The organism is Pseudomonas neuropathica, from assembly GCF_051174785.1.
GTDB lineage: Bacteria > Pseudomonadota > Gammaproteobacteria > Pseudomonadales > Pseudomonadaceae > Aquipseudomonas > Aquipseudomonas neuropathica_A.
On sequence record NZ_CP195111.1, the window covers coordinates 5668918 to 5679779 of the forward strand.

11 protein-coding genes are annotated in these 10862 nt (G+C 59.8%); 2 read left to right on the forward strand and 9 right to left on the reverse strand.

The window, feature by feature from the left end:
- Nucleotides 1-68: 68 nt before the first annotated feature.
- Entirely contained in the window at nt 69-1091 is a 1023-nt protein-coding gene (locus ACRRSD_RS25535; protein WP_435036027.1) for an alpha/beta hydrolase, read from the reverse strand.
- A 159-nt stretch (nt 1092-1250) separates the two neighbouring features.
- Here ACRRSD_RS25535 and ACRRSD_RS25540 point away from each other — a divergent pair, with 159 nt between their 5' ends.
- Nucleotides 1251-2150, forward strand: coding sequence for a LysR family transcriptional regulator (locus tag ACRRSD_RS25540; RefSeq protein WP_435036029.1), 900 nt, complete (start codon nt 1251-1253; stop codon nt 2148-2150).
- A gap of 101 nt (nt 2151-2251) precedes the next feature.
- Here the strand turns inward: ACRRSD_RS25540 and ACRRSD_RS25545 are convergent, their stop codons facing one another.
- Both ACRRSD_RS25545 and ACRRSD_RS25550 read right to left on the reverse strand, forming a co-directional pair.
- Complete coding sequence (locus tag ACRRSD_RS25545; RefSeq protein ID WP_435036031.1) at nt 2252-2557, reverse strand: addiction module antidote protein; 306 nt, start codon at nt 2555-2557, stop codon at nt 2252-2254.
- A 2-nt stretch (nt 2558-2559) separates the two neighbouring features.
- Entirely contained in the window at nt 2560-2853 is a 294-nt protein-coding gene (locus ACRRSD_RS25550) for a type II toxin-antitoxin system RelE/ParE family toxin (RefSeq protein WP_435036033.1), read from the reverse strand.
- 204 nt (nt 2854-3057) lie between these two features.
- Between ACRRSD_RS25550 and ACRRSD_RS25555 the strand changes: the two genes are divergently transcribed.
- Nucleotides 3058-3855, forward strand: a complete 798-nt coding sequence (locus ACRRSD_RS25555; RefSeq protein WP_435036035.1) for a class I SAM-dependent methyltransferase — start codon at nt 3058-3060, stop codon at nt 3853-3855.
- Between the two features lie 135 nt (nt 3856-3990).
- Here the strand turns inward: ACRRSD_RS25555 and ACRRSD_RS25560 are convergent, their stop codons facing one another.
- The 6 genes from ACRRSD_RS25560 to ACRRSD_RS25585 all read right to left on the reverse strand — a co-directional run bounded on the left by ACRRSD_RS25560 (nt 3991) and on the right by ACRRSD_RS25585 (nt 10854).
- Entirely contained in the window at nt 3991-4683 is a 693-nt protein-coding gene (locus ACRRSD_RS25560; protein WP_435036036.1) for an N-acetyltransferase, read from the reverse strand.
- Nucleotides 4680-5870, reverse strand: coding sequence for a GNAT family N-acetyltransferase (locus ACRRSD_RS25565; protein WP_435036038.1), 1191 nt, complete (start codon nt 5868-5870; stop codon nt 4680-4682). The genes ACRRSD_RS25560 and ACRRSD_RS25565 overlap by 4 nt, the downstream gene beginning before the upstream one ends.
- A gap of 4 nt (nt 5871-5874) precedes the next feature.
- On the reverse strand, nt 5875-6564 hold the full coding sequence (locus tag ACRRSD_RS25570; RefSeq protein ID WP_435036040.1) for an N-acetyltransferase: 690 nt from the start codon (nt 6562-6564) through the stop codon (nt 5875-5877).
- Between the two features lie 68 nt (nt 6565-6632).
- Nucleotides 6633-8552: a hypothetical protein gene (locus tag ACRRSD_RS25575; RefSeq protein WP_435036042.1), complete on the reverse strand. Its 1920-nt coding sequence runs from the start codon at nt 8550-8552 to the stop codon at nt 6633-6635.
- On the reverse strand, nt 8549-9856 hold the full coding sequence (locus tag ACRRSD_RS25580; protein ID WP_435036044.1) for an oligosaccharide flippase family protein: 1308 nt from the start codon (nt 9854-9856) through the stop codon (nt 8549-8551). The genes ACRRSD_RS25575 and ACRRSD_RS25580 overlap by 4 nt, the downstream gene beginning before the upstream one ends.
- Nucleotides 9853-10854, reverse strand: a complete 1002-nt coding sequence (locus ACRRSD_RS25585) for a polysaccharide deacetylase family protein (protein ID WP_435036046.1) — start codon at nt 10852-10854, stop codon at nt 9853-9855. Before ACRRSD_RS25585 ends, ACRRSD_RS25580 begins: the two co-directional genes overlap by 4 nt.
- Between the last annotated feature and the right edge of the window lie 8 nt (nt 10855-10862).

Here is a 10862-nt window from a genome sequence, read left to right on the forward strand (position 1 = left end):
CCTGCGGCAGCTCCTACAGAAGAACGTATTCCAATGCAGGCGCTGCCGAAGACTGCGATCTTTTGCTGTTAAGGCTGCAAGTGGGTTTTCAGCTCAGCCGCCGCTTGACGCACTGCCGCTTTCACCTCAGGAATCTGACTCAGCGGATTAAGCAAACCGAAGTCATGAATCATCCCGTTGTAGCGCACCGAGGTCACCGCTACACCCGCCGCATCAAGGTGCCGCGCATAACCTTCGCCTTCGTCACGCAGTACGTCGAATTCGGCGGTCTGCACCAGTGCGGCGGGCAAACCTTTGAGTTGTTCGGCGCTGGCGTTGAGCGGCGAAGCGTGGATCTGCGCACGTTCGGCCGGGTTGGTGGTGTAGTTGTCCCAGAACCACTGCATCATGCCTTTGGTGAGGAAATGGCCCTCGGCAAATTGCTGGTACGAACCGTCGTCGAACTGCGCGTTGGTCACCGGCCACATCAGCAACTGGAAGCGCAGCGCCGGAGCTTTCTGTTCCTTGGCCATCAGCGCCACGACCGCCGCCATGTTGCCGCCGACGCTGTTGCCCGCTACCGCCAGACGCTTGCCGTCGACACCGATATCTTTGCCGTGCTCGGCTACCCATTTCGTCGCGGCGTAGGCCTGGTTGATTGCGGTCGGGTACTGCGCTTCCGGCGACGGCGTGTAATCGACATACACCGCGACGGCGCCCGAGCCCACCACCAAATCACGAATCAAGCGTTGGTGCGTCGGGTAATCACCGAGCACCCAGCCGCCACCGTGGAAGAACATGAACACCGGCAACTCGCCTTTGACCTTGGCCGGACGCACCACTTTCAGGTTGATGGTCTGGCCATCGACCTTGATCGCCTTGTCGCTGACTTCAACACCGGACAAGTCCACCTTCACCGAAGCCTGCGCGCCGGTCAGCACTGCACGGGCGTCTTTCGGGCTGAGTTGCTCCAGGGGGCGACCACCGCCAGCGGCGAGGGCATCGAGGAACGCCTGAGTGTTGTGTTCCACACCAGGGCTGCCGGCGGCAAAAGCGCTGCTGACGGAAAGAGCGAGGAGGGACGCGGCGAGGGTTTTTTTGACGATGTTCATGGGTGGAAATCCTTTTGAATAATTTTGATTTTTGCCTGAGTTGCGGGCTGCTGTGGCGCCGGGTTTCAGGCCTCAGCAACACCGTGAGCACAGATTAATGAGCTGCTTGAAAGTGAAAAAGCGGCTATAAAGCGTTTAACTGTCCACCAGAGAGTGACAATGAACCCGTTCGAAGACATGCGTATTTTTTGCCAGGTCATGGACTCCGGCAGCTTCACCTCAGCGGCCGATCAACTGGGCCTGTCCAAGCAGTTCGTCAGTCGGCGCTTGATGCAACTGGAGGAGCGCCTCGGCGTGCGCTTGTTGAACCGCTCGACGCGGCGCCTCGACGTCACCCCGCTGGGGCAGAGTTATTACGAATCGGCGTTGCGCCTGCTCGGCGAAGTCGAACAGGTCGAGCAAGGCATCGCCGGGCAGACTGCCGAGCCGCGCGGTACGATTCGCTTGAGTGCGCCGCTGTCGTTTGCCGTGGCGCATCTGGGCTGTTTGCTGCCGCTGTTCTTGCAGCGTTATCGCGAGGTCACGGTCGAGGTGGACTTGAGTGATCGCCCGGTGGATTTGCTCGGAGAAGGCTACGATCTGGCACTGCGCATCGGCGTGCTTGAAGACTCGACGCTGATAGCCCGGCGCATCGCGTCGATCGAACGGGTGTATTGCGCCAGCCCGGCGTATCTCGCCGAGCGCGGCACGCCGCAGCAACCCGAAGACCTGCACAGCCATGACTGCCTGCCGTATGGGCATGGGCGTTCGGTGCAATGGCGCTTCAATGCGGGGCAGGGCAAGCCGCTGTTGGTCAATGTCACCGGGCGTATGCGCGTGAACAACGGCGAGTTGCTCAGGGATGCGGCAGTGCAGGGGATGGGCATTACTTATCTGCCGACCTTCATCGTTGGCGCGGCGTTGAAAGATGGCCGGCTGGTGCCGGTGCTGGATGACCTGCGCCCGGAACCGCTGACACTTTCAGCCGTTTACCCACAGCATCGCCAGGCCTCAAGGCCGGTGCAGGCGCTGGTCGAGTTTTTGCGTGAACGCCTGAACGAGAGCCACGTCGCGCTCTGATTCCAAGCCAATCAAACTATAGGTCTTTGCTGGCTCGCGATTGCCGTTTATGGATGCCCAACACGAATCGATACGGGAGCTGCCGAAGGCTGCTCCTCCGTTCAGGAAACCGGATGGATCACGTGCCCCGGTTGTGCGTAAAGATCGATGCCGAGGGCATGCATAACTTTCAAAACCGTTTCGAAGCGCGGCTTTGCGCCGGGCGCGAACGCCTTGTACAGACTTTCGCGACCCATGCCAGAAGTTTTGGCTACCTGCGTCATCCCGCGCGCCTTGAGCACATAGCCGATTGCGCGAAGAAACTCTTCGTTATCCCCGTCTGCAAGAACCTGGGACAGGTATTCGCTGATGGCTTCGTCACTGTCCAGCAGTGCTGCCACGTCGAAATTCGTTAATGTCTGGCTCATGGTTAAACCTCCTTAGCCATTTTTTGTGCGCGTCGGATGTCTGCTCTTTGTGAAGACTTGTCGCCTCCAGCCAATAGAACGATGACTGCACCGTTACGCATCGTGAAATACACCCGATAGCCTGCACCCACATCTACGCGCATTTCAGATACGCCATCACCCACCGATTTAACATCGCCGAGATTTCCTGTTGAGGCACGATCAATGCGGCGGGCGATGGCCACCTTGGCCCGCAGGTCTCGAACCGATTGGTGCCAAGCCTGGAAGACGGCTGTTTGTCGAATAAGATAATTCATTGCTCGACTGTATCCAAGTAGATACAGGTGAGCAGTCAGCCAAGTCTTCTATAAACCTTGAAAAATCTTCGGTATTTGTAGGCAAGAGTTTCCACTTTTGTAGGAGTTGCCGCAGGGTTTGGCTTACAAGTTTGCAACAACCAGAATTGGCAGGCTGATCTAGACTCGGATCCGCTCAATCACGAGCATCGTCCGGAGCGCGCCATGGAAGTGCCCAACAATAAAACCGCCATCGAGAGCAATCGACAGGCGTGGAACGATTCCGCACGCCATCACCAGGACTCGCCTGACTGGCAGGCTTTGCTCAACGAGGTCGCGGAGGCGGATTTCTCTTGCCTTGATGAGACATTGAGCGGGTTGCTGGAGGTTGACGGCAAAGAGGTGATTCAACTGGGTTGCAACAATGGTCGCGAGAGTCTGTCGTTGTTTGCCCTCGGTGCACGCAGCGTGGTCGGTGTCGATCAGTCGGCGGCGTTTCTCGAGCAGGCGCGTGAGCTGAACAAGCGTTCACCGCACAGCGCCGAGTTCATCGAAAGCGATATCCATCATTTGCCGGCGTCGTTGCAGAACCGCTTCGATGTGGCGCTGATCACCATTGGTGTTTTGAACTGGATGCCGGACATCGGCGAGTTCTTCCGCCATGTCGCTTCGACCCTTAAACCGGGTGGGAAACTGGTGATCTACGAAACCCATCCGTTTCTGGAAATGGTCGATCCGGATGCGGAAGATCCCTACTGCCTCGCCAGTTCGTACTTCCGCGCCGAGCCGTTTGTGCAGGAAGAGCCGATTGTCTATGTCGGCAAGGTTGAGCTGCAGTCGGCAAAGTCGTATTGGTTTGTGCATACGCTGGGGGCGATTTTCAGTGGTGCCATTGCGGCGGGGCTGAACATTGCGCACTTCAAGGAGTATGCGCATTCGAATCGGGAAGAGGTTTATGACCGGTATCTGAATCGGGATGCGCAGATGCCGATGTGTTTTACCCTGGTCGCCACCAAGGCGTGATTGATCGGTGCGGCAACCGGCCTCATCGCGAGCAGGCTCACTCCCACATTGGTTTTGTGTACTGCACATATCCAGTGTGGGAGCGAGCCTGCTCGCGAAGGCGGCCTCGCCACCGCTACAAATCCTGAGATTGAATCAAGCCTGCGCCGCCACCGTCACTGCCGGTCTTTCCGGCTTGCGCAGCGCCTCCAGTCTCGAGTTGCTGTAGTCCGATTCGCGGAAGAAACGCCAGTGCCCGAACAGGTCGTAAACATGCGTGATATGCCCTTGTTCCTGATAGCCCAGGCGAATATGCATCTTCAGCGCCTGTACATTGGCGTTGTCGCAGATATCCACGACTTTTTTGAAGCCTCGGGCAGACATGACTTGCCACAGTGCGGTCTGTGCATCGACGGTCAAGCTACTGCCGAAATAGTGCCGGGTAATTTCTGCACCGAACTGAAAGTATTCACCGGGCTTGACCGGGAACGTGCAGCGGTAGAAATGGCGGTCGTAATAGTCTTGAGTGCTGGCCCAGACGAACCCGACGGTGTGACCGTCCTGGTCCAGGTACATATGCCCCGTATGCCCTTCAGCGGCCAATTCGGCCATGGTCTCCACGCGGTCACCAAAGTACTTGGCGAATGCCTTGGCGTTGTCCTCGGTGATGTCGACTCTGCGCAAACCTTCGCAGGGGCGCAGTTTGTTCGGGGCAATCGGCGTAACCAGATCGCGCTCCATCCACAGCAGTTCACGGTGAGCGAAGACGTAACGTTTCCACAGCGCGCCAAGGGTGCGGCGCAGGCCTTTTTGTTTGATGCGCAGAAGCAGTTTTTCGATGACGCTCATGATGCCCTCCGAGGCGCTAGCCCAGGTGTGTTGGATGGTGTTGCCGGTTGAATTTCGGATGTGTTCGCCGCCGTCGAGTTTCCGGCACGCGGTGCGCGCCATTTTTGCAGGGCCGGTTTGATGTGGTGCCAAAGGCGTAGCCCCAGGCCCAGCAGCAGACCGCTCGGGCGCCACGAGTAGAAACTCCAGCGCCAGTGTTCCAGTTGCCCGGTCATGCGTTCGTGTAGTTGATGGCTGGAGTTTTCCAGGCTGACCCGCGACGCATCGATCCAGCGCCAGTGTTCATCCAGCCCCCAACGAATCCATTCCTCCAGCAATACCCGGCCGCTACCGAGGTCGGCGTATTGCGGCAAAAATGCCAGGTTGTAATCGTAGAGCCGGCCCTGTTCGAGCAGGCCGAGGCGATAGCTGATGCAGCGGCCGTTCAGCTCCAGCGTCACGACCCGCACCAGGCCTTGAGCGGCGAGGGCGGTGAAAGCGCTTTGCATCCACTGACGACTGCATTCGGTGGCGAAAATCCCCACGCCTTCATCGCCTTTCCAACTGACCGACTCGACTTCCTGCAGCGCTTGCAAAATCGTAGGCATCGACAGCGCATCGGGAGTGATTCGCCGCACTTGCGCACCGCATGCGGCAATCCGTTTGCGTGCCCGACGCAACTTGTAGCGCGGGTCGCCGGAGATCTCCTGATGATCGGCGTCGCTGATCAGATGCACCGGCACTCGGCAACTCAGGCGTCGTTCGGCCGTGGAACTGCGCGCCATCCATTCGGTGAGCGCACTTTCTTCACCGGCAGGTTCCGACAGTTCATTGAGTTGCAGCAGCGCATGGGGCAGATGCTTACGGATCAGCACCAGTGCCTTGTGCATGTCTTCGCTGCCGAGCAACGACAGCAGGGCCAGGCGATCGGCCATTGGATAACCCAAGTGATGCAAAACGCGAAACGGTACGCCAGCGAAGCGTTCGCGGCTGGCCACCAGTGGCAGGCACAGCAGCAATTGCTCTGCTTCCCAGCCGAGCAGAATGTGCAGGCGCTGATCCTCGTCCAGGGCCTGCTCTGCCGCGCACAACCAGCCAAGGTTGTTGAACGGCGTGTGGTCGGCCACGCGCAGGCGCAGTGTCTCGTAGGCCGTCGCCGGGAAGTCTGCAGCGCACAGGGACGTGCGCCATTCGAATCGCATCACCATGGGTTCAGGCCGCCGTTGCTTTGACAGGTGGACGGGAAGTTTTACCCAGCGCCGCCAGACGCGAGTCGCTGTAGCGGGTTTCGCGATAGAAGCGCCAGCGGCCGAACAGCGTGTAGATATTCATGATCCGCTGTTGTTCGGTATAGCCCATGCGCAGGTGCAGCTTGAGTGCAGGGATGTTGCTCGAGTCACAGACATCGACCACTTTGCGGCAGCCTTGGGCGGCCATGGCTTTCCACAGAAGCAGTTGCAGATCTACCGACAATTCGGTGCCCCAGTAGGCACGGGTCAGTTCGCCGCCGAACTCGAAAAACTCGCCGGGTTTAACCGGGAACCGGCAACGGTAGTAATGCCGATCGAAATAGTCGCGCGGCGTGCCCCAGATAAACGCCACGGCATCGCCTTTGTCGTCGACATGCATATGCCCGGTGTGACCGTCACTGGCCAAATCGGCCATGACACCGACGCGGTTGCCGAAGTAGCGGGTAAAGGCGCTGACGTTGTTTGTGGTGATCTTCAGCATGCGCAGTGGCGGGTAGGGTTTGAGGCTGTGCGGCGGCACGGGGCTGACCAGATCGCGCTCCATCCACAGCAGTTCCTGATGGGCAAAAATGTACATTCTGCGGATCTTCGCCAAGGTCGCTCGCAGGCCTTTACGACGGATATGTCCGCTGAGTCTTCGCAATACATCCATGGTCTCTTCTCCTGTTGAGGATCCCACGCACAGCAAGAAGCTCGCGGGGCAGAACATCGAAGGGCGGTTCATGAAGCGCTCCAGTTCAGGGCAAACAGGGTTTGCCCCGGCAATTCAAAACGCACGCGCCCGTTTTCACAGGAAAACGATGCGTCGCGGCTACGATTGTCAGCGCCGAAGAAACGCAGGGCGCTTTGGTTCAGCGGGCACCGGGCGCCGCTCAGATCAACCCGTTGCAGGCGCGTGCCTTTGTTCACCCCGAGCAGTGCGCGCTGCTCGTCGCCGGCCATCGCCAGGACATCCACCTCAAAAGCGTCGTTATCCAGTTGCAGCACTTGCGGCAGCCAATGCCGGGCGATGAATTGCTGGGCAAGACCCACCGGTTTCAGCTCGAAGCGACCATCGTCATGTATGCGCACCATGCCCTTGCCGTAGGGCGGTTCGTCGGCGGCCTGAAACCAGTTGAGCATGCTCAGCAGGCCATCCTGAGAAGCGTTGATGACCACCGAGGCCCACCACAGAGAGGTGTAATGGGTTTCCTGATCGTAGGGGCTCAGGGCTGAGCCACTGGACAGATTGGTCTGATCCAGCAGCAACGCTTTGTGTGGTTGACCTCTAGCGTCCAGCCCCACCAGATCCGCTGCGCGGCGTACGCTGTCGCGGTAGACCCGGGTCGCCAGCAAGTCGCGAATCATCCATTCGTGCCAGGCCAATGCATCGACTTGATCGGCGGATTCACTGAGTAGACGCCGCGCCCAATCGATGCCGCGCTTGTCCGCTGCGTTTTCGGTGAACGGCCCGTTGACCAGCCGCGAGCTGGCCGGCATTGCGATGCGCACGCCGGCCTTGGCGTTGGCCGGGTCGCTGCGCACCTGCCGCGCCATGCTGCTGAAGATCGCCCGGTATTGTTCGTAGCTTGAATAGTTGAGATTAGGCTCGTCGGCGAAACCGATGTAATGCGTGCCTTTGCCTCCCAGGGCGCGGGTGCCGGCGAGCCAGGCGTCGAGGCCGCTGTTGCTTTGTCCATCGGCACGCAGATCGGCCTGACGCCCGGTGCCGGCGAGCAGGGTGATGTCCTGGCGAATGCCGAAGCGATTTTGATAAAGCTGTCGGAACGCGTCTTCGAAATGTGGATTCTTCGAGGTGACGTCAACGAAGCTGTAGTAACTCGCTGCCGCCGGCCTCAGCGCATCAAGTAAGGCATGACTGGCGGGTGGCGGCACGAGGTACGGCAAAGCAATGCCCAGATCCGGCGTGCGTCCGAGGACTTTGTCGTGCAGGGTCAGACGCGTCTGCCCCGGTTCTGACTGCAAGGGTTTGAGCTGCTGCGGATTCTGCGCAAACAGATTCGCCGTGCCATCGAGCCAGAATGCTGCTTTGCCCCTACCTTGCAGAAGCAGGCGCCAGACCTGCGGTTGTTCGCTGACGGGCAGCGCGACTTGATCGAACTGCCAATAGGCACGATAGGGTTTCAGTGCCAATGACAGTTGCTGTCCATCGCCAACCCGCTGTGCCTGTAAACCGCTGACGCCGCCATGGAATTTGCCGGCCAGCACCGCGTGTTCGCCGGGTGCGACTCTGAAATACAGCTCAGTGGTGTTACGTACTTCCGCGCTGAAATGCACCTTGGCCGGGGCAAACAGCGCCACGGTTTTTTCGTCATGTTCGATCCGGTAACCGCGGAAACTGTAGCCGGGAATCTCCAGTTGATAACTCGCAGCGCCAGGTGCCAGCGGCCAGCTCTGGCTGCCACGGGTTTCATTGGCCTTGATCAACCGTTCGCCCTGCAAATTGCCCTGACCGTCGAGCAGGTAAAGATGCTCTTCGTTAGCCTCTGCCTGCCACGCCGGCACCCAGCTGACGGTCACGGTGTCCGCGCGATCGGCCTGCAGATACAAACTGCCGTCGCGGATATCGCCCCAGCGCATCGACGCCGCGTAGGCGTTCAGCGTCAGGCCGAGTCCGAACAGCAGGCCCAGGCGTTTCATGCTGTCTTCCGACGTTGCAGCATCAACCACATCGGGGTGATGTCGCTTGGCAGGATGATCAAGGTTTGCCAGAACGGCACGTTGCTCAAGCGGCAGTAAAGCACCAGCATCGCCACCGTCACCGCCAGATAGGCGATTGATGAAGCCGCCGCTGCACCGACAATGCCGAAGGCAGGAATCAACAGCAGATTCAGCGCCAGGTTGAACAGCGCGCCGATGCCCATCAGCAACGACACCGTGCCGGGGCGATCCTTGCCAATCAGATCCAGGCGCAGAATGCTCGCATAGCACAGGCCCAGCAGGCCGGGCAGCAACGCGAGCAGCGCCGGATACGCCGGTTGATACGCCGCGCCGAACAGTGTGACGATCAACCATTCGCCGATCACTGCCATGGTCAGGCAAGCGCCGAGCATCACCGTGGCGGTCAGGCGCAGCGCCAGCGGCGTGACCTTGTCCATGCCTTTGTCCTGTTGCAGCAGTCGCTTCATCAGCGGTGTGGTGACTGCCTCCGGAACGATCAGCAACAGTTCGGCGGCGGCACTGGCCATGGCGTAGTGGCCGAGTGCGGTACTGCCGAGCAGGGCGCCGATGAACAGGTAGTCGGAGCGCAGAATGATCTGTTGAAACAGCAGGTCCGGATGGCTGCGTGCACTGAATCGCAGCAGCTCGTTCTGGCTCGCACGATCCCATTGCAGTTGCAGCGGTTGCGCGCGTTTGAGCCACATCCAGCCCACCAGCACCACCAGACTGATGCCGGCCAGCCAACTGATCAGCGCGGCTTCGAGTGCTGCCTCTTTCCACATCCAGAACAGCCCAACAAACAACAACAGCGGCGCGAGGGATTCGATCAGACGCAGAACATTGAAGGCGACCACGCCGCCCGACGCGTTGTGCAAGGTCAGCAAGCCGCTCTTAAGGACGGTCAACGGCACCGCTAGCAGCAACAGCCACGCCAGCAGACCGAGCTGCATCGTCACATCGAGTTCGCTACCAAATTCTCGTGCCAGCGCGACCACCAGCAGGGTCAGCAGCCCGGCCAGAAGACAGCCGAACACCAACACCTGAGCGAGCAACAAACCCATCGGCCGCTGATTGGCCGCTTGATAACCAACTGCCGAATTCAAACCGCCGCTAGTCGCCGCGCTGATCAGATCCGGCAGAGTGCTGAGCAGGGCGAACAAACCGCGTTCACTCGGGCCGAGAATCCGCGCCAGCAACACATTGCGCAGCAGGCGCAAGGCAATCATTGCCAGTTTGGTGCCCATGCTCAGGGCCAGATGCTTGAGGTAGCTGCCGCGACTCATGGCCGTGCCCCGCGATAAATGCGCCACGACAACAATGCCGGATTGCACGCGATGCGCTGACTGACGCCGAAGCGCGGCAGGTTCAGCGGGTCGCCTGCGCCGCGATAGATGCCGGTGCCGGTGCCGAGGGCGAACGGATAATCGTGATTGGCGATCTGCTCGCGCACGCGTTCATCGTTGTCGCCGTTGGGGTAGCAATACACCGGCAGCGGGCGGTTGCAGCCGTTGTACAAGGCATCGCGGCTGCGACTGATTTCTTCGTTCAGGCGCTGATCATCAAGGCCGGTGAGAATGGCGTGGCTGGCACCGTGCGGGCCAAAGCGCACCAGACCGGAAGCCTCCAGCGCGCGCACTTGATGCCAGTCCAGCGCTTGCGGCTGTGATTCGGCTGGGCACTCATCGGTGAGTTTTTCCAGTTCCTGCGGGTCAAGCGTCTTCAACCCTTGGAGGAAATGCAGCAGCGCCAGGCTGCGGCGGTCGACATCGATGTCATCGAGCAGTACCGGCAATGGGTGATGCATGAACTGCAGGCACTCGATCAAGTGCATCCGCGCTTTTTCACCGTGGCTGCCCCACAGGGTTTCGCCAAGGCTTTCCCACCAGAAACGCTGGCGGCTGCCGATGAAATCGGTAGAGAGGAAAATGCTCGCCGGCACCTGATGTTTCCGCAGCAGCGGGAAGGCGTTGACGGCGTTGTCGCGCCAGCCGTCATCAAAGGTCAACGCCACCCGTGGGCGCTCACTGCGCAGCGAATTGGGCTGGAGGATTTCCATCAGCGGCACGCAATCGAAATGCCGACGCAGCCACAGCAGTAAATGCTCGAAGGCCTTGGGCCCGACGCACAATTCATTGCGGTGCGGCAGGTTGGCGGCACGGTCGTTGGCCAGCACCCGGTGCAGCATCAGAATGACCCCGGCACCGTGCAACTGGTTGCGGCCCACTGACGAGTTGAGATAGAGCCAGCCGCTGGTGCGTTTCAGCAGTTGTTTGATCGCCATGGCATGAG

What these genes read in the sequence shown, in the direction of transcription:
- ACRRSD_RS25535 (WP_435036027.1), bottom strand. Translation starts at nt 1,091, where the DNA reads ATGAACATCGTCAAAAAAACCCTCGCCGCGTCCCTCCTCGCTCTTTCC.
- ACRRSD_RS25540 (WP_435036029.1), top strand. Translation starts at nt 1,251, where the DNA reads ATGAACCCGTTCGAAGACATGCGTATTTTTTGCCAGGTCATGGACTCC.
- ACRRSD_RS25545 (WP_435036031.1), bottom strand. Translation starts at nt 2,557, where the DNA reads ATGAGCCAGACATTAACGAATTTCGACGTGGCAGCACTGCTGGACAGT.
- ACRRSD_RS25550 (WP_435036033.1), bottom strand. Translation starts at nt 2,853, where the DNA reads ATGAATTATCTTATTCGACAAACAGCCGTCTTCCAGGCTTGGCACCAA.
- ACRRSD_RS25555 (WP_435036035.1), top strand. Translation starts at nt 3,058, where the DNA reads ATGGAAGTGCCCAACAATAAAACCGCCATCGAGAGCAATCGACAGGCG.
- ACRRSD_RS25560 (WP_435036036.1), bottom strand. Translation starts at nt 4,683, where the DNA reads ATGAGCGTCATCGAAAAACTGCTTCTGCGCATCAAACAAAAAGGCCTG.
- ACRRSD_RS25565 (WP_435036038.1), bottom strand. Translation starts at nt 5,870, where the DNA reads ATGGTGATGCGATTCGAATGGCGCACGTCCCTGTGCGCTGCAGACTTC.
- ACRRSD_RS25570 (WP_435036040.1), bottom strand. Translation starts at nt 6,564, where the DNA reads ATGGATGTATTGCGAAGACTCAGCGGACATATCCGTCGTAAAGGCCTG.
- ACRRSD_RS25575 (WP_435036042.1), bottom strand. Translation starts at nt 8,552, where the DNA reads ATGAAACGCCTGGGCCTGCTGTTCGGACTCGGCCTGACGCTGAACGCC.
- ACRRSD_RS25580 (WP_435036044.1), bottom strand. Translation starts at nt 9,856, where the DNA reads ATGAGTCGCGGCAGCTACCTCAAGCATCTGGCCCTGAGCATGGGCACC.
- ACRRSD_RS25585 (WP_435036046.1), bottom strand. Translation starts at nt 10,854, where the DNA reads ATGGCGATCAAACAACTGCTGAAACGCACCAGCGGCTGGCTCTATCTC.